This is a genomic window from Clostridium gallinarum (assembly GCF_014836325.1).
Classification (GTDB): domain Bacteria; phylum Bacillota; class Clostridia; order Clostridiales; family Clostridiaceae; genus Clostridium; species Clostridium gallinarum.
This window is the reverse complement of sequence record NZ_JACSQZ010000054.1, coordinates 1-23,752: the sequence shown is the minus strand read 5'-3', so window position 1 is coordinate 23,752 and position 23,752 is coordinate 1. Positions and strand designations below refer to the sequence as shown.

Below are 23,752 nucleotides of genomic sequence, written 5' to 3'. Positions count from 1 at the left end.
ATGAAGCGAAAGTTTCACGTACGGTGTGGAGCGGGGGAAAACTTAGAGATTACATCAAAGAGTTACCTATCGCTATTAGTTTTAGATAAGAAGTTTGGATCACCTTTAATAACTAATGATGGTGTATCAATTGCAAGAGAAATAGAATTAGAAGATCCATATGAAAATATGGGAGCTCAATTAGTTAAGGAAGTTGCAACTAAAACTAATGATGTTGCAGGGGATGGTACTACAACAGCAACTCTTTTAGCTCAAGCAATAATAAGAGAAGGTTTAAAAAATGTAACAGCTGGAGCAAATCCAATACTAATCAGAAATGGTATTAAAATGGCTGTAGATAAAGCTGTAGAAGAAATTAAGAATATATCTAAGCCTGTGAATGGTAAAGAAGATATTGCAAGAGTAGCAGCTATTTCAGCAGCAGATGAAGAAGTAGGTAAGTTAATATCTGATGCTATGGAAAAAGTAGGTAACGAAGGTGTTATAACTGTTGAAGAATCAAAATCAATGGGTACTGAACTAGATGTAGTTGAAGGTATGCAATTTGATAGAGGATATGTATCAGCATATATGGTAACTGATACAGAAAAAATGGAAGCTGTTTTAGATAATCCAGCAATATTAATTACTGATAAGAAAATTTCTAATATTCAAGAATTACTTCCAATATTAGAGCAAATAGTTCAACAAGGTAAGAAATTACTTATTATAGCTGAAGATGTTGAAGGGGATGCTATGACTACATTAGTAGTTAATAAATTAAGAGGAACTTTCACATGTGTTGCTGTAAAAGCACCAGGCTTTGGAGATAGAAGAAAAGAAATGCTTCAAGACATAGCTATATTAACAGGTGGTACTGTTATATCAGAAGAACTGGGTATAGATATGAAAGAAGTAACTTTAGATATGCTTGGACAATGTGAAAGCATAAAAGTTACAAAGGAAAATACTACTATAGTTAATGGAAAAGGAAATAGTGAAGCTATTAAAGAAAGAGTAGCTCAAATAAGAGCTCAAATAGAAGAAACTACTTCTGAATTCGATAAAGAAAAATTAACAGAAAGATTAGCTAAGCTTGCTGGTGGAGTTGCAGTAATTAAAGTTGGTGCAGCAACAGAAACAGAATTAAAAGAAAAGAAATTAAGAATTGAAGATGCTTTAGCAGCAACTAAGGCAGCAGTTGAAGAAGGAATAGTTCCAGGTGGTGGAGCTGCTTATGCTAATATTATAAATGAAGTAAATAAAATAACTTCAGATATACCAGATACTCAAGTTGGTATAAATATTATAGTAAGAGCTTTAGAAGAACCAATGAGACAAATAGCAACTAATGCAGGACTTGAAGGTTCAGTTATTATTGAACATGTTAAGGGATGCGAAGCAGGAATTGGTTATGATGCATTAAGAGGAGAATATGTAAATATGATTAAAGCTGGTATAGTTGACCCAACTAAGGTTACAAGATCAGCACTTCAAAATGCAGCATCAGTAGCATCAACATTCTTAACAACAGAAGCAGCAGTTGTAGATATTCCACAAAAAGAAAACCCAATGCCAGGAGCACCAGGAATGGGAATGGACGGAATGTACTAAACGCTATGCGTAATTTAGAATTAAGAGTGTAAAATGAAGAATTAATGAAAAAGCTTCTGAGGGAGTTTTAGAAATTAGTTCATAGAAAGGCTGTCTTTGCGACAGTCTTTTTTGTTTTAATTACTTAATTGTTGATATCTTACAAAGTATAATCTATAATGATAAAGTAAATAATTAGTAGGTGATATTTTGGGAAATAAGAGCAAAAGAGATAAAATTATTAGAATAAGAAAAATAATAATAACAATTATGATAGTTATACTTTCTGGAATTTTAATTAGTAGTTATATAAGTTATAGAAACGAATATAAAAAGATAGAAGTAAAAAATGCAGTTAGAGAATATTTAATAGCAGTTGAAGCTTCTAAAATTAGTGCCAATATAGAATTTGATGAAAAAGAAACTATAGCAGATATTAAAGTAAATGGTGGAGAGAAACTAGCTACAATAAAAAAATATATAAATATAGATAACTTAAATAATATAGAAGCATTAACTATTGAAGATGCAAATAAAATAGTTAATAATGATGATTTTGATATAAATATAAAGGGACAATTCCTTAAAATAAAGTAAAATGATGTATCGGTTAATTTGTCGATACATTTTTTGGAATTTATAGAGGAAAAATAGATATTATGTTGAAATAATATAAGTAGTACAAAGTTAAGGAGAGAGTCATGTATTTACTAGTATTAATTATTGGATTATGTATAGGAAGTTTTTTGAATGTTTGTATATATAGAATACCGAGAGAGGAATCTATAGCATATCCATCATCACATTGTACAAGTTGTGGATATGAACTTAAGTTTTATGATTTAATACCAGTACTTAGTTATATATTTTTAAGTGGAAGATGTAGAAAGTGTAAGGAAAAAGTATCTATTATTTATCCACTTATTGAAATATTAAACGGATTAATATATTTAATATTATTCATAAAGTTTGGATTAACTTTCTACTTTATATTTTATTCAATATTATCATCACTTTTAATAGTTATTTCTATTATAGATATAAAAACTAAAGAAGTATATTCTTCAACTACAATCTTAGGTTTAGTTATAGCAATATTATATATACTAAGTGGAGCGTATTTTGGCAAAATAAGTATAATAAATAGTCTTTTAGGAGGACTTATAGGCTATGGAATAATATATTTAATTATATTATTAACACATGGTATGGGAGAAGGAGATGCTGATATAGCGGGAGTATGTGGACTTTTTTTAGGGCTCAAAGGAAGTTTGGTTTCACTATTTTTAGCTATTATAATAGGTGGAATAGTAGCATCAATAATTCTTATTTTTAAAATTAAGGATGGGAAATATGAAATGGCTTTTGGTCCATGCATTGCTCTTGGATGTATAATATCATGCTTATATGGTGAGTTATTGATAAATTTATATTTAAATATGTTTTAAGGAAAATTTTAATTAAATAATAAATAATATTATAGTTGAACAAGGTGTAAAAATTAGTATAATAATTAGTATAATAATTGTAAATAATATATAAAGAATATGTAATGAATTATTCATATTTAAGGTGAGTGAAGAAAATGAATCGTAGAAAAAGACTAGGTGATATGTTAATTGAACTTAATTATATTACTGAAGGGGATTTGGAAGAAGCATTAAAGATTCAAAAGCAAACAGGGGATAAAATTGGAGAAATATTAATAAATAAAGGTTTTATTACTGAAGATGATTTACTACAAGCCTTAGAAGTACAACTTGGAACACCGAGAGTATATTTAGATATGATAACAATAGATAAAGAAGCAGTAAAAGTAATACCTGAAGCTTTATCTAAGAAATATAATGTTTTAGCAATACAATTTATAGAAGGAAAATTGCTAGTTTTAATGAATGATCCTCTAAATATAATGGCGGAAGATGATGTTAGAATTGCTTCGGGATATGATTTGAAAATAGCATTATGTGGCAAAGAGGAAATATCAAGAGCAATATCAAAATATTACTCTGAAGACTATATGCAAAAAACTGCTGAGGAACTTAGGAATCAAGGAAAAGCATCTCAAATAATTGAAGAAGAGTTAAGCGAGGATATAAGAAATGCGCCAGCTGTTAAACTTGTAGATTCAATAATTCAAAATGCTGTAAGAAGAAAAGCAAGTGATATACATATAGAACCTTTTGAGCATAGAGTATGTGTTAGATATAGAATAGATGGTGAACTTCAGAAACAATTTGATTCTCCAAGGGAACCTTTAGCTGGATTAGTTACAAGAATAAAAATTATGAGTAACATGGATATTGCTGAAAGAAGAATTCCTCAAGACGGAAGAATATTTACTAAAGTAGATAATGAAACTATTGATTTAAGAGTATCAGTTTTACCAACAGTAAATGGTGAAAAAATAGTTATAAGAATACTTGATAAAAGTGCTTTTAATGTAGATAAGGAAGTACTAGGAATTGAGGAAGATGATTTAGAAAAAATAAATAAAATGATTACTAAACCACATGGAATAGTACTTGTTACAGGACCTACGGGAAGTGGGAAATCTACAACTCTTTATTCTCTATTAAAAGACTTAAATAGAGAAGATAAGAATATAATAACGGTAGAAGATCCAGTTGAATTTTCAATGGATGGAATAAATCAAGTAAATGTTAATACAAAGGCAGGTCTTACATTTGCATCTGGATTAAGATCAATATTAAGACAAGACCCTGATATAGTAATGCTTGGAGAGATAAGAGATAAAGAAACTGCAGAAATTGCCGTAAGAGCAGCTATAACAGGACATTTAGTTTTAAGTACAATTCATACTAATGATGCACCATCATCGGTAGTAAGATTAAAAGATATGGGGGTTGCTCCATACCTTGTATCATCTGCTTTAGTTGGAATAATAGCTCAAAGACTTATAAGAAAGCTTTGTCCTCGTTGTAAGGAAGAATATATAGCTAGTGATTATGAAAAGGAAGTCTTGGGGTTATCAAAAGATGAAACTCTAAAATTATATAGAAAAATAGGTTGTAATAGATGTAACAACACAGGATATAAGGGAAGAGTTGGTATATATGAGATTATGGAAATTAATAAGGAAATAAGAGAATTAATAAATGCAGATGAATCTTTAGAAGCTATTACAAATGCAGCATTAAGAAATAAAATGAAAACTTTAAGTAAATCTGCTATTAATGTTATACTAAAGGGAGAATCTACTATAGAGGAATTATTAAGAGTAACTTTATTAGGGGATTAAAGGAGAAATGATAAATGCCTATTTTCTTATATGAAGGAAAATCGTTAGATGGTTCTAAAGTTAAAGGAATGGTTGATCTTGAAACCAAAGATGATGTTAAGTATATGCTTAAAGAAAAAGGGATATTTGCAACATCCATAGTAGAAAACAATAAAGGAGCTACATTAGAATTTAGCCTTAAGTCTTCAATTCCATTTGAAAATTTAGCAATTCTTTGTAGACAACTTTATTTTACATTGTCTGCTGGTGTACCTATGATTAGAGCTATATCAATGGTAAAAGAACAAATTCAACATAAAAAACTAAAAAATATATTAGAAAATGTATATGAAGAAGTTCAAAAGGGAAGTTCTTTATCAGAAGTCTTTCATAAACATAAGGAAATTCCATTTATGCTTACTGCAATGATAGAAGTAGGAGAAGCTACAGGAAGTATAGATAGTGTTATGGAAGAAATGGCTGATTATTATGATAAACAACATAGACAAAAGAAAAAAATAGATGCAGCATTAACTTACCCTAAATTTTTATTAGCATTTGCTGTATGTATAGTTATAGGTCTTGTAAGTTTCGTTGTTCCAACTTTTGTTGAAAGTATTTTATCAGCTGGACAAGAGCTCCCAGTACCAACAAAAATGGTAATAGCTATTAGTGACTTTATTAGTTCAAACTTATTAATGTTAATTTTATTTATTATTGCATTGTTTGCAATAAAGAAATTTTTTATTGATACTAACTATGTAATACAATATAAACTTGATAAGTTTATGGTTACAGATAAATATTTAGGAAAAATAACACAACAAATATTTACAGCAAGATTTGCAAGAACCTTTGCAATGTTAGTTAAAAGTGGAATGGGAGTAATTGAATCATTATCTATAGCAGGAAATGCAGTAGATAATAAATTTATTAAAAGCTCTGTTGACGAAGCAGCTAAAAGTATTAGCACTGGAGCAAGAATAGGAGAAACCTTAGAGAGTAAAAAGATATTCCCGCTTATGTTAACACAAATGATGAAAGTTGGGGAGGATACAGGAAATCTTGATGGAATATTAATAAAAACAGCTGAATATTACGAAATTGAATCAGAGTTTGCTATACAAAAACTAACAGCTTTAATTGAGCCAGTTATGATTGTATTCTTAGCTATTATTGTTGGGTTTGTAGTTATATCAATAGCAATGCCTATGTTCCAAGTTATGGGGGCGGTTTAAATTTATATAATAAAGTTAAAAAAAGGGATTCCCTTTAATAAAATAAATATTAAATAAATGGAGGTATTCAAAATGAATTTAAAGAAGAAAAAGAAAGGTTTTACATTAATTGAACTTATGGCTGTTATAGCTATTATAGCTATACTAGCTGCAGTATTAGTACCAACTGTAACAGGTTATATTAACAGATCAAAGAAAACTGCTATTATAACAGAATGTAGAACAGTTATGAATGCTATAGAAACATATAATACTGTAACATCAACAACAAATAGGATAGACACTACAGCCGCTACAGAAATATCAGCTGCTACTACAGGTACAGGAGCCTTAGTTCCATTAGTTACTGAGGGCTTAATAGATACAACTAAGATTACGCATATACAAAAAGCAACAATAGCTGAAGTTAAGGAGATAAACGATAATACAGATAAAGATATAATAAATAGAATTGTATTAGACGGTGATAATTTTAAATCTCTAACTGCTAAACCAGCTGCAGGAAATCCATAATAATATTAATAAATAATAAGTTTAAAATATTAAAATTACAGGACCGTAAAGGTCCTGATTTTTTAAAAGGGTATTATAAAATAAAACTTGGAGGTAGATTTATGTCATTATTAAATAATAAAAACCTATCTATCCAAATAACAGATACAGCAATAAATATTCTTATAGGAAATAAAAATAAGATAAACGAAATACATACTATTAGCTTGAAAAATGGTATTTGTAGAGATGGTAATGTAAAGGATAAGGATTTTATAATAAGAGCACTAAATGATTATTTAGATGTTGTTGCAAGAAATATAAAACATGTATCTTTCGTTTTAAGAGGATCAGATTTAATTACAAGATATATAGAGGTTCCAATTCTTAAAGGTGATGCATTAAGAGATGCAGTTGATTTTGAATTTGAACAATTTATACCAGATATAAATAAGTATTATACAAACTTTGAAATAGTAAAAAAAATAAATAGTAAAGAAAAAAAAGCATATAAAATATTATTAGTTGCTGCACCTAAGGAAAAAATAGATCCAATAGTTGAAATTGCAGAATCTATAGATAAGGACATAGCTGCTATTGATATATTATCAAATAGTTTAGCAAGAGTTTTAAAAATTAGTAAGAATATTACTAATGAGGAGTCCACAGCGGTATTTTATTTTGGAGCAGATAGTTCCACTGTTAGTATAATTGAAGATAGTGTTTTAAAATTTGAAAGAAATCTTCCTTTTGGAGTTAAGAATATATTTAATGAATTATATAAGGATAGTTCAGAAAGCAATATAGATAGTGAGGAGTTTGCTAATATATTTGATAATAATCCAGAATTAATGGGAAGTTTTCAAAATTTATTAGCTAGTGTTAATAATACTGTGAGATATTATAACTCTGAAAAATCTAACAAGCCTGTAACTAAATTTGTAATAATATGTGAAGATATGGTTATGAAAAATATGCAGAAAAGCTTGGAACAATATTTTGAGTTACCTTGTATATTAATTAATGACCCTATGGATTTAGGATTAAAGGTTAAATTCGAAGATAATTTCCCTAAATATATAGCTTCCTATGGATTACTTCTTAGAGAAAATAGTGACAAATTGCTTAATTTAAATCCTAGAGCTATTGATAAAGCAATAAGAAAAGATAATATTGATAGAATTTTATTAATAGTACCTATAATTACTTTATTAGCAGTTGTATCAATTTCTTCTCCATTTTTAGTTGTAAATAAAATAATAAGTAATGATATAATAGAAATTGAAGAAAATATAGCTAGGTATGATGAAATAATTAATAGAAATAAAGAACTAAAATCTGAAAATGCTAATATGGAGTATTTTATAAATAGAATTAATGGAATAAAGGATAATACTAGTAAAACATCAACGATTTTAAGTAAGTTAAATACTTATGTTCCAAAAGAAATAAATTTTGTGAATTTATCATTTTCAGATACTGGATCAATAAATATAGTTGGAGAATCAGATACATATAATGCCATTTCAGAATTTCTAGCAAATCTAGAAATGAGCAATGACTTTTCTAATGCAAAAATAAGTTACATAAATCCTATAGAGAAGGTTTTAGAAATATCAAGATTAAATAGTTTAGATAGTAAAGTATCTATAACAACAACCTCAACACTAAGAGGCGTAAGTGACAAATATAGAGTAGTTTTTGCCTCTGGGAATAATATAGTAACAACTGATGATGAAAATTCAGATATAAATAATGAATATAATAAAGATGATGAATCTATAAAATTAGAAAATAATAATAACACTAATAATACTGATGAAAAAAATTCAGGAAATCAAAATAACTCTAAAGAAAGTAAGGAAAAAACAACAATAATAAAATATAGCTTTTCAATTTTAATAGAAGGGGTAATTACAGATGGAACTAGAGAACAAGAAACAGAATAGTATTGTATCTTATTTTAAAAATCTTTCTCAAAAAGATAAGATAATATTATCATCTACAATAGTTATTGCAGCTATTGTCTTAGGATTAAGATTCGTAATAGTACCTCAGATTGAAAACTATTCAAGTAATTTAAATACATTAGAGTTAAAAAAAGCTGAAGAAGCTAAAATAAAAGTTATACCGAGACAAAATGAAATTTTAGAAGAAAAAAATGAAGAATTAAAAAAACAATATGATATTGCTTTAGAGGAAATTTCAAAAACTCCTGCAGTAGCTAAGATAATATATGATTTAAAAGAATTGATTATTTCTAATAATATTGAAATTAAAAGTATAAATTTTTCAAGTTCTGATGTAGCAGAAGAAGATATTAAATCTAATGATGATGTTAAAACAGATGAAAATGGAATGGTAACTGAAATTGAAAGAGGAATTGATACTGTAAAAGAGGAAGAAGAGGAAAAAAATGAAGTTAATGAAGAGGATAAGGTTAAAAAGCAAATAATCAATATGAGTATAGCTGGTAAATATGAAGATATAATTGAATTTATTAAAGCTATTGAAGGTTATTCAAGAATTTCAGATGTTTCTAATATATCATTTAGTCAAAGTGAAGGAAATATATTAATAGCTACTTTAACTGCTAATTTCTATAATTTAAGTTATAAGGAGAGCGAGAATTATGATTTCAATAATGGAACTTATGGAAAAGAAAATTCTTTTAACTAAAAAAAACAGCAACAAAAAGGGGATGACTTTAGTAGAAATTATGGCTGCTATGGCCATCCTTTCTATTTTATTTATTGGAATAAGCTCATTTATAATAGGAATAGTTAATAGTGAGGCAAAAACAAATAGAAAATTAGAAAGTGATGGTTATTTAAAAAATGCTTTACTTATGTTTGAAAGTGGTGTAGTTTCTCCAGGTGATTCTTTAAATTTTACAGTTAGTTTTGATAATATTGAGCAAATGAAAACAGGAATAGAGACTTTACAAAATACAAATGAAGGTAACGGTATATATAAAATAACTATTACAACTAATTTAGAAGGTGAAAATAATTTATATAAAGTAGAAGCAACTTTTAAAAATTCAAGAAACGAAGAGTATTCAAAACATATATATGTATTAAGAAGAGACTAAAGTTATGTGTTTGGAGGAAAAACATGAAAAGAAAAAAAGGGTTTACATTACTTGAACTTATGGTAGCTTTATTAGTTTTTTTGATTTTATCTTTAATGATAAGCACGGTATTAATTCAGAGTCAAAAAATACTAATAAGAACAGATAAAAGCTCTCAAATTCAAAATGAAGTAAGAAATTCTCTTTTAAAAATACAAACAGCATCTAAAAAATATAATGAAATAATTATAAATGATAAATTTGGTTATCTTAACGGTAACAAATGGGAACTTGCTAATGGAACAAGTTATGCAAGAGAAATATTAAGGTTCAGCAATGATAATGAGGATGTTGCTAAAGTTTATGTTGAAATTTATGAGAATAATAATCATGAATTAATTGAATTTGATATAAATAAATTAACAAATGAAATTGTACCTAATAGTAGAAATACTTTAATTTCTAATATAGAAGGAAATGAAGTTGATAAAATAAAAGTTTATACTGAGAATATACTTAATTCAAGTGGACAAAAAATAAATGAATTAGTAACAATAAATTGTTTATCCATTGTAAATGGAGATATTCAAAGTGAATCTCAATATATAATTAGTTTTACTATAGAAAGTGAAGATGAAATTAATATTGATTTAGGCATTGGAAATGGTAATATAAATAATGGAAGTAGTAACACGGATGATGGAAGTTCAAACAATAATAATGGCTTAGAAAATAAGCCATCATCAGATGAAAGTAATATAGATGAATGGGATATTAATAAAATTTATTATAAAGGAGATATCGTTAGATATAATAATGTAATTTATAAACTTGCTTGGGAGGGAAATAAGGGCAATAATCCTGAATATGGGAATGCATGGACTATAATAACTGAAGAACCTACAGTTTGGAAAAGAACAAAAGATTACGAGGGAGCACAAAAAGTTACTCATAATGGTAAAATATACATATCACAATGGTATGCAAATGCAGGATTAGAGCCAGGAGTACAGTATGTATGGAAATTAATTGAATGATGTATAAATTAATAAAGCTATTTTTGATATAAACAATACTATAATATGCTATGGGAGGAGTATAATGAAGAAAAAAGGATCTGCATTAGTAACTATATTAATAGCTTGTACAGCTTTAATAATATTAGCAACAGCTATTTCAGTAGGTGTTACGAATACTGCTAAACTAAATAAAAGATATAGTGATGATATAGATTTAGAATTAGCTGCAAAATCAGGATTAAATATATTTAAAGAAGAGTTATTAAGTGATATTGAATCAGTAAGCAATAGTAGTGATCTACCAATTGCAGAAGTAGAAAGTGATAGTGGAATAAATAGTTTTGATAATATAACTATATTAAAAGAAATACAAAAAGATACTATTGAGAATGAAGGAACTATAACTGGATATAAATATACAGTTATAAGTACAGCAAAATATAAATCAATAGAAAATTCTATAAGTAAAACAGAAAGACAAGTTATTACTGTCAAATTAAAAAATAATGGATCAAATGGGGGAAATGATGGGGATAACGGAAATGATGAAGATAATGGAGATATAGGAGATATAATAATTGAGCCTGTTAATTTTATGAATTTTAGTGGTAAAGTAGAGGTTGCAAATACAAGTCAAAAAGATGAAGAATTAATCAACAAGATAACATCGGGAGATGAATTTAGATTAAAGGGGCAATTAGTAAATAAAGAGAAAAATGAGAATTTAAAAAATTTAAATGTATATTTAGATAGTGAAAGTATACAAAATGATATAAAATCTAATATTAATATTGACACTAGCATGCCAGATGATATAAATTCAATAGAAAAAAAAGATAATATAGATAGAATAAAAAATAAGACTAACACTGATTTTAATAATGAACGTGTAAAGTTTGAAGGAAGTATAGATTTTGCAAATGATTTAATTATTAATTTAAATGATAGTATTGTTCTTATTAATGGAAAGTTGAATGGTTATTCAAATAGTAATGTAACATTAAATCTTGAAAATAGTATATTAGTTATTAATGAAGGTATATATACAAGTGATAAATTAAATATAAACCTGAGTAATAATAGTAAGCTATATGTTAAAAACTTATCTGCAGGTAAGGATTTAAATATTAAAATGAATTCAGGAATGCTAATTGTAAAAAATGAAGCAATAGAAAGTCGAAATGGGAAAACTGAAATTTATTTAGAGAATAATAGCGTTATATATAGTGAAAATAGACTTTTTGGTCAAAATGGAGTTTATATGAAAATGAATAATAGTAGGATAGTTGTAAATGATATAGACTCTAACAATGGAGAAGTAGTCTCTAATATAGAAAATGAAAGTATAATTTATTGTAAAAATCAATTAAAGGGCAATAAGTTAGTTTCAATAAATAATGATAATAGTAACTTATTTATAGAACAGTCTAATTTAGAATGTACATCAGGAGAGATAAATATAAATATTAAAAATAAAGGTGGTGTTTTTGTAGCTAGAAGAATATATAGCCCTTACAAAAACAGCATCAGTATAGATAATAGTAATATAATTATAGGATTTAAATTACAAAATTTAAATGAGGAAGCATTAACTAGTAATAAAGAAATAGAAATTAATAGTTTAAATGGAACTTGTATAATAAACGGAAAGCTTACTGTAGCAAATGGAATTAAATCAAATTTAGAAAATAGTGTTATAATTTGTTTGGGGCAATTAAATATACATGGAGGATTAAGTAAGTTAGTAAATGTGGATAAAAGTTATATACTTACTTTAGGAAAGATAGATAAATCATATATAGTTAATTTAGAGTTAGAAAGTAAAACTAATTCAATTACTCCTGATAGTAAAAATGTAATAAATACTCTAGATAAATATTTAAAAAAATCAAGTTAAATTAATAATAAGACAAATGAAAAGCCAATATCGTTAGTTTTATATAAAACGATATTGGCTTTTTATTTATACGGTAAATCCTTTTATTTTATGTTATTAAATAAAGAAAAATATATTAATAATTAGCATGTATAAAGTGATTAAGAAAGGATAAATTTGGATATTTTAATAATATAAAATAATTATTAAAAAGGAGAGATTAAAATATGATTCTAAATTTAAAAAACAGAAAGAACGGATTTACTTTAATTGAACTCATTATAGTTATAGCAATTATAGCTATATTAGCAGCAATAGCTATTCCTAAATTCGCAGAGATTAGAAATAATGCTAATAGTAATGCAGATATAGCTAATTCTAAGCAAATACAAAGTGCAGTAGCATTAGCAATTGCAAGTGGCAAAACATCAACGGATACTGGAACTTTTATATGGGGAGAAGATAATACCGCAGGAAGTTTAAAGGGAGAAGCGTATAAGCAAATACAAAATGAAAAAATTAAGCCAAAGTTGGATAGAAGTAAAAACTTTGTGGTTAAAGTGACTTCTGGTGATATTAAGGTATATATAGCTGAGAGTACGAGTGGTGCTCTTACAGATGCAAATCAAATTTATCCAGAGCCCAATACAATTACAAATAACATTTGGTATGGTGGAAATATACCAACTTTAGCAGATAATAATTCAAACAATGTAGAAGGTATTGATTAAAATTTTAAATAAATAAATGACATTAAATTTATTAAGATTCAATGTCCTTTTTCATTCTTTGAATTTTTAAAATAAAATTTTTATAACATAAATTAATAAGTATTAAAAATATAATAGCAAGCTTCAAGCCGCCTTGCTATTATATTTAATATTTTCTTCATTTAGTTTGCAAAGAGATAAACATTGTATGACGGCGACTTGGAGCGCATGCGACGGAGCAAGGAATATAATGTTTATCTATTTTGCTATCAAGAGAAAAATTAATGATCTAAATCTCCGTTAGTTTCTATAACTTTTTTGTACCAATGGAAGCTATCCTTCTTTACTCTTTGTAAGTCTAATAGTTCATCATCAGTTCTATTTACATATACTAATCCATATCTTTTTCTAAAGCCTTGGGCAGAGCTTAAAAGATCCATAAAGGACCATGGGCAATATCCCATTAGGTCAACACCATCTTTGATTGCTAAGTCGCAAGCTTTTAAGTGTTCTCTTAAGTAGTCTATTCTATAGCTATCGTGAACTTTTCCATATTCCAATACATCTGGAGTTCCAAGTCCGTTTTCTGTTATTATTATTGGAAGATGATATCTTTGCCAGTATTCATTTAAGGCTACTCTAAGTCCAGATGGATCTATAGCTGCTCCGTATTCTGTTGCAGTTAGGTTAGGATTCATAGTCATTTTAAATAGGCCATAAATATCAAAGTCAACAGTACCTTCTCTAAGTCCAAAAGGATGATCTTCATCAGCTGGAAGATAAGAAGCACAGTTAGTTCTATAGTAATTAATAGCTATAAAATCTATTTTTGCTTTCTTTAATATTTCCTTATCACTTTCTTCTGTATAAGGCATTATATTTCTCTTCTTTAGGTATTCCATATAATATCCTGGATATTCTCCATAGTAGTGCATATCTAGCATATAATACACTTTAAAGTTATCATTCATTCTAGCAGCAAATACATCCTCTGGTTTAGTTGTTAAAGGATATGTAACAGATGAAGAAACAGCAGGACCTATTTTAGCATCAGGAATCATTTCGTGACATGCATTAACAGCTAAAGCATGAGCTAAGCATAGATTATAATCCATTTGAGCACGCATCTTATCTATTTTCCATTTATCTGTTTCATCATAAATATTGATTCTTTCTTCAACTCTAACAATTAGATTATGTTCATTATGAGGTTGCCAATATTTAACCTTATTTCCGTATTCCTTAAAACAAATCTTAGCATATCTTTCAAAGGCATATACTGTTTCTCTACCTTCCCAACCATTATATTTTTCTACTAAAGCAAATGGTAAATCAAAGTGATATAAAGTTACAAAAGGTTCTATATCATATTCAAGTAGCTTATCTATAACCTTATGATAAAAATCTATTCCTTTTTGATTTATCTCTCCATCACCATCAGGAATTATTCTAGCCCAAGAAAGTGAAAATCTATAAGTTTTCATTCCAAGTTCCTTCATAAGCTTTATATCTTCTTCATAATTATGGTAAAAGTCAGAAGCTACCTTAGTATCTGCTTGCAAATGAGATTTCTTAAAAGAATTATAATCTGCAACAGTTAGCTTTTTACCATCCTCATCCCAAGCACCTTCAATTTGAAATGCAGAAGAAGAAGCTCCCCACATAAAATCCTTCGGAAAATTTGTATTCATATAATTGTCAATCCTTTCATTTCCTTATTATTTTAAGAAATTATAAAAATTTTACCCTGAGAATAATACTTTTATAATTTCTAACATTTAGTTTGTATTAGTTTGTAAGTTTTAAAGTAATCATAGCAAGGTGACTTGGAGCGAATGCGACGGAACCTGGATATGATACTTTAACACTTACTTACATCTTCAAAACCAATTATATATGTTAATATAGCTGAACCAAAGAAGGCAATAGCACATCCAATTAAGTAACTAATAAATCCTTTTGCACCAGCTGAAGCATATACAGGAATAGTTAAGACACCTTGATTTGCAAAGGCATTACCAAATGCTCCTCCAAATCCCATAATTCCTCCACCAATTGCACCACAGATTACAGCACAAATCATTGGTTTCTTTAATCTAAGGTTTGCTCCATAAATAGCAGGCTCTGTTATTCCAAATAAAGCTGTTATAGAAGCTGATAGAGAAATTGTTTTTAAGTTATCATTTTTAGTTCTAAAAAATACTCCTAAAGCAGCACCAGCTTGTGAAAAGTTAGCAGCACCAGCAAAGGCAAGTAAGTTTTGTCTTCCCATTTGAGCTACATCATTTATTCCTATTGGAACTAAAGCTCTATGAGCACCAAAGATAACTAACACACACCATAATCCACCAACAAATGCACCACAAAGAGTAGGGCTTAGCTCATAAATAGATGTATATATGAAGCTAATAGCATTACCTATGTAAATTCCAATTGGTCCAAATAAGAATAATGTTGCAGGAAGCATTATAATTAATGAGAAAGTAGGTACCATTATTATTTTAATTACTTCAGGTATATATTTTTCAAGGAATCTTTCAATATAAGATAAAACCCATATAGTTATTATTATTGGAATTACTGATGATGTATATCCAGCTTTAGTTACAGGTAATCCTAAAAAGTTAACAGCCTCAGTTCCTGTCATAAGAGCTGTAAACGCTGGGTAACAAAGGGTAGCTCCAATAACCATAGAAATTATTTTGTTAGATTTAAAAACTTTTGCAGAAGTATATCCTAAAATAATAGGCATAAAGTAGAAGATTGCATCTGCCATTGAGTTTAAAATAATATAACTTTGAGATGTTTTAATATCAATATTATGTTTGCTTGAATAATACATTGCAACTATTGATAAAATTCCTTTAATCATACCAGAACCAGCTATTGCAGGTATAGTTGGTGTGAAAATTCCAGCTATTGTAGATAGTATTTTGTTAAATATATTTTCCTTTAAAGGTTTATCATTATTACTATTATCCATAGAAATTGTAGGAACTAATTTAATTAGTTCATCATAAACCTTAGTTACTTTATTTCCAATAACTATTTGAAGTTGTCCCATGTTTTCAACAACTGTTATTACACTTTCTATATTTTTTAAATTTTCAACATTTACTTTAGACATATCATTAATTTTAAGTCTAAGTCTTGTCATACAGTGAGTTAATTCATTAATATTCTCAGCACCACCTAAGTTAAAGAGAATATCATTTGCTATTTCTTTATAATTCATTTTTGTCCTCCATTAAAATTATCAATTAATAATTAATATCTATTAAAAAATACTATACATAAAATAATTGAGAAAATCAATAAAATATGTTATTTAAGAGTTAATTTACTTAGTATTTAAGAGGATAATTTTAAGGTGATAAAATACTTGAAATATAAGTTGCAAAATTATTGACAAGCTTAGGGGGGAGTTATATAATATCTATAAATTAAAAGTAGTTTTATAAAATAACTCGTATATACTTTGAATATGGCAAAGAGTTTCTACCGGAAACCTTAAATTTCCGACTATGAGTGATTTTGGTATACTATAACTATATAAATTATTATGTAGGGATAGGCATATTAACTTCACTTAGAAGATTAGTATGTCTTTTTTTATACAAAAAAATAGTTTTGAAAATGAAGCAAATAATTCATTTTTATAATAAAGTGAAAGAAAATAATTATTTTAAGGAGGAAGAATGATGGCAACAATTATTAAGACTGCTTATACTTTTGACGATGTATTATTAGTACCAAATAGATCAGAAGTTTTACCTAATGAAGTTAGTTTAAGAACTAAATTAACTAAGAAGATTTTTTTAAATATTCCATTAATGAGTGCAAGTATGGATACAGTAACTGAATCTAAGATGGCTATTGCCATGGCTAGAGAAGGTGGAATTGGGATTATACATAAGAATATGTCTATAGAAGAGCAAGCAAAAGAAGTAGATAGAGTTAAAAGACAGGAAAATGGAGTAATAACAGATCCTATATTTTTATCTGAAGAGCATACAGTAAGACAAGCTCAAGAACTTATGGCTCAATATAGAATATCTGGTGTTCCAATAACTAGAGGCACTAAGTTAGTTGGAATAATAACTAATAGAGATATAGTATTTGAAACTAATTATGATAGATTAATCTCAGAAGTTATGACTAAGAGTCCACTTATAACATCACATGAAGGAACAACTTTAGAAGAGGCTCTTGAAATATTAAAGAAACATAAAATCGAAAAGTTGCCATTAGTAGATAGTGAAAATAACTTAAAAGGATTAATAACTATTAAAGATATAGAAAAAGTAAAAGCTTTCCCAAATGCAGCGAAGGATTCAAAAGGAAGATTATTATGTGGAGCATCAGTTGGTATTACTAAGGATATGATGGAAAGAGTAGATGCCTTAGTTAAAGCAAGTGTTGATGTTATTACATTAGATACAGCACATGGACATTCAAAAGGTGTTATGGATGCAGTAAGAAAAATAAAAGATAAATATCCAGATCTTCAAATTATAGCTGGAAATGTTGCAACTGCTGAAGCAACTAGAGACTTAATTGAAGCTGGGGCGGATTGTGTTAAAGTTGGTATTGGACCTGGATCAATTTGTACAACTAGAATAGTTGCAGGTGTAGGGGTACCTCAACTAACAGCAGTTATGGATTGCGCAGAAGAAGGAAGAAAATATGGTGTTCCTGTAATTGCTGATGGTGGATTAAAATACTCAGGGGATATAGTTAAAGCATTAGCAGGTGGAGCATCAGTAGCTATGATGGGATCGATGTTTGCAGGATGCGAAGAAGCACCAGGAGCAATGGAAGTATATCAAGGAAGAAGTTATAAAGTATATAGAGGTATGGGTTCACTTGGAGCTATGGAAAAAGGATCAAGTGATAGATACTTCCAAAATGGAACTAAAAAATTCGTACCAGAAGGTATTGAAGGAAGAGTTGCATACAAAGGACACGTAGCAGATACAATATACCAATTACTAGGTGGAATAAGATCAGGAATGGGATATCTAGGAGCAGCAAATTTAGATAGCCTATATGAAAATGCTAAATTCGTAGTTCAAACAGCATCAGGAATAAAAGAAAGCCATCCACATGATGTTCAAATAACTAAAGAAGCACCTAACTATAGTAAGTAACTAGCGTTACTTACTATAATGAAAAATGTAGAATGAAGAATGTAGAATTTAGGAGAAAACTCCTGACGGAGTTTTTTTAAAATTAATTTATTTTTAGTAATTTGGAACAAATTACATCAATAATTTTTAATTTTTAATTCTTCATTCTTAATTTAAGTCGGTGGACAATAATATAATAATAAGTTAGAATATTTTTGAAAAGAAAAATTTGGGGTTGGAGGTAACCTATGAATAAAGAGTTAGTTTTAGTAATTGACTTTGGTGGTCAGTATAATCAATTAATAGCTAGAAGAGTTAGAGAGTGTGGGGTTTATTGTGAAGTTCATCCGTATACTTTAAGTGTGGATGAAATAAAGGAAATGAATCCAAAGGGTATAATATTTACAGGGGGACCAAATAGTGTTTATGGAGAAGATTCTCCTTTATGTGAAAAAGCATTATTTGAAGCTGGTATACCTATACTTGGAATATGCTATGGTTCACAATTAATGGCTCATATGCTTGGAGGAAAAGTTGCAACTGCACCTGTAAGTGAATATGGAAAGACAAAGGTTGATGTAAATGTAGATTCTAAGATTTTTGAAAATGTATCTGAATCTACTATTTGTTGGATGAGTCATACAGATTACATAGAAAGAGCACCAGAAGGCTTTAAGGTAGTGGCTAACACTCCAGTATGTCCAGTAGCTGCTATGGAATGTGAAGAAAAGAATTTATATGCAGTTCAATTCCATCCAGAGGTTATGCATACACAAGAAGGAACAAAGATGATATCAAACTTCTTATATAATGTTTGTAAGTGTTCTGGAGACTGGAAGATGGATTCATTTGTAGAAAAAACAATTGAAGAAGTTCGTCAAAAAGTTGGAAATGGAAAAGTGTTATGTGCATTATCAGGTGGAGTTGATTCATCAGTTGCAGCAGTATTACTTTCAAAAGCTGTTGGAAGCCAATTAACATGTGTATTTGTTGATCATGGGTTACTACGTAAAAATGAAGGGGATGAAGTTGAAGAAGTATTTGGACCAAATGGACAATATGACTTAAACTTTATAAGAGTAAATGCTCAAGAAAGATTCTACGAAAAATTAAAGGGAGTAGAAGATCCAGAAACTAAGAGAAAAATCATAGGTGAAGAATTTATTAGAGTATTCGAAGAAGAAGCTAAGAAAATTGGAACTGTAGATTTCTTAGTGCAAGGAACTATTTATCCAGATGTAATTGAAAGTGGACTTGGAAAATCAGCAGTTATAAAATCACACCATAATGTTGGAGGACTTCCAGACTATGTTGATTTTAAAGAAATAATAGAACCACTTAGATTATTATTCAAGGATGAAGTTCGTAAAGCAGGTTTAGAACTTGGAATACCTGAAAAATTAGTTTTCAGACAACCATTCCCAGGACCAGGTCTTGGAATTCGTATAATAGGTGAAGTAACAGCTGAAAAAGTTAAAATAGTTCAAGAAGCAGATGCAATTTACAGAGAAGAAATTGCAAAGGCTGGAATTGATAAGAGTATTGGACAATACTTTGCAGCTCTTACAAACATGAGATCAGTAGGAGTTATGGGAGATGAAAGAACTTATGATTATGCTATAGCACTTCGTGCAGTAACTACAAGCGATTTCATGACAGCAGAATCAGCTGATCTTCCATGGGAAGTACTAGGAAAAGTAACAACTAGAATAGTAAATGAAGTTAAAGGGGTTAACCGTGTATTATATGATTGCACAGGAAAACCACCAGCAACTATAGAATTTGAATAAAAAATATAGCCCAAAAGCCATTAAGGTTTTTGGGCATTTTTTTTTTATTTCTCTTCATATTTAGTAACTAAATTAAGGTAGATTTAATATTATATATTATGTAACAAAAGAGGAGGAATTCAAGATATGTATAATTGTGAAACACAAAAACACGTTCACGAATTTGTTGGAAGTGTAAAGTTAGCAGAACTTGGTAGTGATGATGTTCATAACCATCGTTTTGCAGGAGTTACAGGAGAAGCTAGACCATGGAAGGGAAGCCATGTGCACCTTATAAAAACTAAAACAGATTTCTTCAATGATCATTATCATGAAATAGAGGTATTTACAGGACCTGCAATACCAGTAGGTAATAAGAGACACGTTCACTTTGTTTATGCTTGTACAAAGGAAAGAGATGGTCATAAGCATATGTTTATAGTTGCAACTTTAATAGAAAATCCTATTGGAGAAGTTGAATATTGCCCAACCTATTAATAGTATTATGAAAAATATAGATGGAACTATTTTTATAGTTTCATCTTTTTATTGTTTTAGCAATAGGATTTTTAAATTAGTATTATTAATATTGAATACTAATTAAATAAAAAATTTTCTGTACACTTGTATGTTTTGAAATATTGATAGAAATATTATTCATAAAATACATGTATAGTACATATATTTAATTTAAAATGCAAGAAATGGTTTGACAACTTGCAAAATATGTAGTATTTTATATATAAGAATAATTTAAGTATAAATTATAGCATACAGGGATTATAGACAGATAATGAAAAGAGGAATATAAATGAGCTTAAATTTAGATGTATTTCAAACAATGGCATTAGCAACTATTGTATTTTATTTTGGAGATTATGTAAAAAGAAAGATAAAGATTTTAGAAAGATATTGTATACCTTCAGCAGTTGTAGGAGGAATGATATTTTCTGTAATAGTACTTATATTGAATTTAACAAATATATTAAAAATAAATTTAGATACTTCATTACAATCTATTCTTATGACTATATTTTTTACAAGTATAGGATATACGGCAAGCTTAAAGGTTTTAAAAACTGGTGGGAAAAAAGTTCTAGTATTTTTAGGACTTTCAGTAGGATTAGTTATAGCACAAGATATAATTGGAGTAATAATAGCTAAGTTTTTTGGAATTAATCCTCTTTTAGGATTAGCAACAGGTTCAATTCCATTAGTTGGTGGACATGGTACAGCAGGTTCTTTTGGTCCATTACTAGAAGAGGTTGGAGTATCAGCTGCTACAACAGTTTCCTTTGCATCAGCAACGTTTGGATTAATAATGGGAAGTATATTAGGAGGATTTATTGCAGAAAGCTTAATAGAAAAGAATAAAATAGATACTTCTATATATAAAATAGATAAAAATCATGAAGTTAATAATGAGAATAATAACTCTACTAATATAAATTATAATAGTATTATAAAAGCACTTTCATTAATTTTTATTACTATGGGAATTGGATCAATTATAACTATATTTATACAATCAATAGGATTAACCTTCCCATCGTATATAGGTTCAATGATTACAGCAGCAGTAATAAAAAATATAATGGATTTTAAAAATCATAAAATTGAAGATGAAAGTATTGAGGTTATAGGTAATATAAGTCTTGTTTTCTATTTATCTTTAGCATTAATGGGATTAAAATTATGGGAATTATTTGATTTAGCATTACCTATGATAGTTATGTTAATTATACAAACAATAATAATGTTTATATTTGGATACTTTATTGTGTTTAAGATAATGGGAAAAAATTACGAAGCAGCAGTTTTCTCAAGTGCTATGTGTGGATTTGGAATGGGATCAACTGCAAATTCAATTGCAAATATGGATGCTTTAACAAGTAAATATGGCTTTATTAAAACACCGTATATAGTTGTACCAATAGTTGGAGGATTATTTATTGATTTTATAAATTCAGGAGTAATAACTTTATTTATAAATATGTTTAAATGAGAATAAAAAATTATTAAGAATAAACCCTACATAGTAGATATAATGAAATCTACTATGTAGGGTTTATTTTAAAATTTATAAATTCATTATAAGAAGATAAAGTATTATATTTCTCCTTTAATAAATTAATTTTATTATTATAAGTTTCATTTAATTCAAAATTCATATCAATAAAGTAATCATATTTTTCGATGACTTTATTAACTATGCAAGTATCTATTTCACAATTGTTAGCACAATTACGTAGAATCTCTATTGTTTTTTCTTTTGAATATCCATTTTTATAGCTTCTCTTTTGAGTTAATGCAGCAAAAATATCTGCAACACTAACTAATCTTTCTTGGAAGGATAAGTCAGAAATTCCTTTTGGATATCCTTGTCCATTAAGTTTTTCATGATGATTTGAAGCTATTTTTAATATTTTTTCATTCTTTAAATTAGAAAGAATTTCATAAGTATATTCAACATGTTTTTTCATAACCTCAAACTCTTCAGGAGTTAGAGAACTAGGCTTTTTTAAAATTGAATCAGGAATAGCTAGTTTTCCTATATCATGTAATAAACTACCTACACGAATTTCAAAAATATCAGGTAAATCAAATTCTTTAGCAAGTAATACACTAAATAAGGAAACTGTTTGAGAGTGCATAGTAGTTATTTCACATTTAAAATCTAGTACAAAAGCCATTGCTTCAACAAGGGTAACAAAATCAGTATTATTAATTAAAATTTCATCACCATAATCAGCAAGATATTCTAAGTAAGATTTATCTAATAGTTTTTTTAAAATTTCATCACCATAATTAGATAAAAATATATCTAAATATATTGGATTATATAAATCCTTTCTAGAGAGTAAAAATTCACGAATTTTATCTATAGTTATATCATTATCAGTAAGCTTAAATATAGAAATATCATCAGCTATTTTTAAAATATTGCTTTCTATTGGAATTTCTATATTATTAATTATATTTTTTGAGTTAAAAGGTTCATGATGATATAAAATATATTTGCTAAAATTATTACAGGGCATGAAAGTATCAAAAAATACATATCCATATATACAATGAGCATGATATTCTACAGTGTCGAATTTTTTTAAAGAATCTAAAAGATTTGTTCTAGAAGCTGCGATATCATGTAAATAAGCTGCAACCATAATATCCTTTTTCTTTATTTCATCAATTGATAAAGCATTACATATTGACAATGTTAAGAAAGCAACTTCTTTAGAATGAACTATTATATTATTATCAAATTTACTATAAGCAGAAACAAATGTACTTAGTATATTTTTTAATTTTGTATTCCTATCCATATATAAGACTAAAACTCCTTGTATTTAAAAATGGTCAATGCCATTATTATATAACAAAATTATCAATAACACATTAAAATTCACATAAATTTAAGCAAAATATTTAAGTAAAAGCATTAATTTAATTTTTTTATAGCTGTTAAAAATAAAATTAATATATTAAAAATTGTATAAATATGTTATAATAACAAGGAAAATTTGGATATTTTAATATATTGTTAATGTATTAAAAAAGTACAAAATTTGTTTTTAATATATTAATTGTATATATGTGTATATTTGTATTTTTATTAAGTTAGAATTTACT

19 protein-coding genes and 1 riboswitch are annotated in these 23,752 nt (G+C 27.8%); of the genes, 16 read left to right on the top strand and 3 right to left on the bottom strand.

The genetic code is table 11. From position 1 onward, the window contains the following. The 12 genes from groL to H9660_RS16555 all read left to right on the top strand — a co-directional run bounded on the left by groL (position 1) and on the right by H9660_RS16555 (position 13,242). Positions 1-1,593, top strand: a complete 1,593-nt coding sequence (gene groL / locus H9660_RS12705; protein WP_191750756.1) for a chaperonin GroEL — start codon at positions 1-3, stop codon at positions 1,591-1,593. A 189-nt stretch (positions 1,594-1,782) separates the two neighbouring features. Then, positions 1,783-2,169 (top strand): hypothetical protein, encoded by a 387-nt coding sequence (locus H9660_RS12700; protein ID WP_191750755.1) that lies wholly within the window; start codon positions 1,783-1,785, stop codon positions 2,167-2,169. 104 nt (positions 2,170-2,273) lie between these two features. Beyond that, positions 2,274-3,020: a prepilin peptidase gene (locus tag H9660_RS12695; protein ID WP_191750754.1), complete on the top strand. Its 747-nt coding sequence runs from the start codon at positions 2,274-2,276 to the stop codon at positions 3,018-3,020. 137 nt (positions 3,021-3,157) lie between these two features. Further along, positions 3,158-4,834, top strand: a complete 1,677-nt coding sequence (locus tag H9660_RS12690; protein ID WP_191750753.1) for a GspE/PulE family protein — start codon at positions 3,158-3,160, stop codon at positions 4,832-4,834. 14 nt (positions 4,835-4,848) lie between these two features. After that, complete coding sequence (locus H9660_RS12685; RefSeq protein ID WP_191750752.1) at positions 4,849-6,051, top strand: type II secretion system F family protein; 1,203 nt, start codon at positions 4,849-4,851, stop codon at positions 6,049-6,051. 72 nt (positions 6,052-6,123) lie between these two features. Continuing rightward, positions 6,124-6,564, top strand: a complete 441-nt coding sequence (locus H9660_RS12680; protein WP_243190664.1) for a prepilin-type N-terminal cleavage/methylation domain-containing protein — start codon at positions 6,124-6,126, stop codon at positions 6,562-6,564. A 101-nt stretch (positions 6,565-6,665) separates the two neighbouring features. Continuing rightward, positions 6,666-8,492 (top strand): pilus assembly protein PilM, encoded by a 1,827-nt coding sequence (gene pilM / locus H9660_RS12675; protein ID WP_191750750.1) that lies wholly within the window; start codon positions 6,666-6,668, stop codon positions 8,490-8,492. Beyond that, positions 8,464-9,222 carry a type 4a pilus biogenesis protein PilO gene (gene pilO, locus H9660_RS12670; RefSeq protein ID WP_191750749.1) on the top strand — a complete coding sequence of 253 codons (759 nt, stop codon included), beginning with the start codon at positions 8,464-8,466 and terminating at the stop codon, positions 9,220-9,222. Before pilM ends, pilO begins: the two co-directional genes overlap by 29 nt. After that, positions 9,176-9,637 (top strand): type II secretion system protein, encoded by a 462-nt coding sequence (locus H9660_RS12665; protein ID WP_191750748.1) that lies wholly within the window; start codon positions 9,176-9,178, stop codon positions 9,635-9,637. The genes pilO and H9660_RS12665 overlap by 47 nt, the downstream gene beginning before the upstream one ends. 23 nt (positions 9,638-9,660) lie before the next feature. Next, entirely contained in the window at positions 9,661-10,653 is a 993-nt protein-coding gene (locus tag H9660_RS12660; RefSeq protein ID WP_191750747.1) for a prepilin-type N-terminal cleavage/methylation domain-containing protein, read from the top strand. Positions 10,654-10,717: 64 nt separating this feature from the next. Further along, the gene (locus H9660_RS12655) at positions 10,718-12,532 is read left to right on the top strand and encodes a hypothetical protein (protein WP_191750746.1); all 1,815 of its coding nucleotides are present in this window, start codon (positions 10,718-10,720) and stop codon (positions 12,530-12,532) included. 206 nt (positions 12,533-12,738) lie between these two features. Beyond that, positions 12,739-13,242 (top strand): prepilin-type N-terminal cleavage/methylation domain-containing protein, encoded by a 504-nt coding sequence (locus tag H9660_RS16555; protein ID WP_191750745.1) that lies wholly within the window; start codon positions 12,739-12,741, stop codon positions 13,240-13,242. Positions 13,243-13,502: 260 nt separating this feature from the next. Here the strand turns inward: H9660_RS16555 and H9660_RS12645 are convergent, their stop codons facing one another. Next, on the bottom strand, positions 13,503-14,912 hold the full coding sequence (locus H9660_RS12645) for a glycoside hydrolase family 1 protein (RefSeq protein WP_191750744.1): 1,410 nt from the start codon (positions 14,910-14,912) through the stop codon (positions 13,503-13,505). 170 nt (positions 14,913-15,082) lie between these two features. After that, a complete protein-coding gene (locus H9660_RS12640) occupies positions 15,083-16,456 on the bottom strand; it encodes a PTS transporter subunit EIIC (RefSeq protein WP_191750743.1) in 1,374 nt (457 codons plus the stop codon). Between the two features lie 212 nt (positions 16,457-16,668). Continuing rightward, a riboswitch (purine riboswitch) is annotated at positions 16,669-16,766 on the top strand. Between the two features lie 156 nt (positions 16,767-16,922). Here H9660_RS12640 and guaB point away from each other — a divergent pair. The 4 genes from guaB (at position 16,923) to gltS (ending at position 22,124) form a co-directional block, all read left to right on the top strand. Continuing rightward, complete coding sequence (guaB, locus tag H9660_RS12635) at positions 16,923-18,371, top strand: IMP dehydrogenase (protein WP_191750742.1); 1,449 nt, start codon at positions 16,923-16,925, stop codon at positions 18,369-18,371. Between the two features lie 227 nt (positions 18,372-18,598). Then, positions 18,599-20,140 carry a glutamine-hydrolyzing GMP synthase gene (gene guaA / locus H9660_RS12630; protein WP_191750741.1) on the top strand — a complete coding sequence of 514 codons (1,542 nt, stop codon included), beginning with the start codon at positions 18,599-18,601 and terminating at the stop codon, positions 20,138-20,140. Positions 20,141-20,266: 126 nt separating this feature from the next. Next, positions 20,267-20,617: a YmaF family protein gene (locus tag H9660_RS12625; protein ID WP_191750740.1), complete on the top strand. Its 351-nt coding sequence runs from the start codon at positions 20,267-20,269 to the stop codon at positions 20,615-20,617. 313 nt (positions 20,618-20,930) lie between these two features. After that, positions 20,931-22,124, top strand: a complete 1,194-nt coding sequence (gene gltS, locus H9660_RS12620) for a sodium/glutamate symporter (RefSeq protein WP_191750739.1) — start codon at positions 20,931-20,933, stop codon at positions 22,122-22,124. 52 nt (positions 22,125-22,176) lie between these two features. Here gltS and H9660_RS12615 read toward each other — a convergent pair whose 3' ends face one another. Further along, on the bottom strand, positions 22,177-23,445 hold the full coding sequence (locus H9660_RS12615; protein ID WP_191750738.1) for an HD domain-containing phosphohydrolase: 1,269 nt from the start codon (positions 23,443-23,445) through the stop codon (positions 22,177-22,179). Between the last annotated feature and the right edge of the window lie 307 nt (positions 23,446-23,752).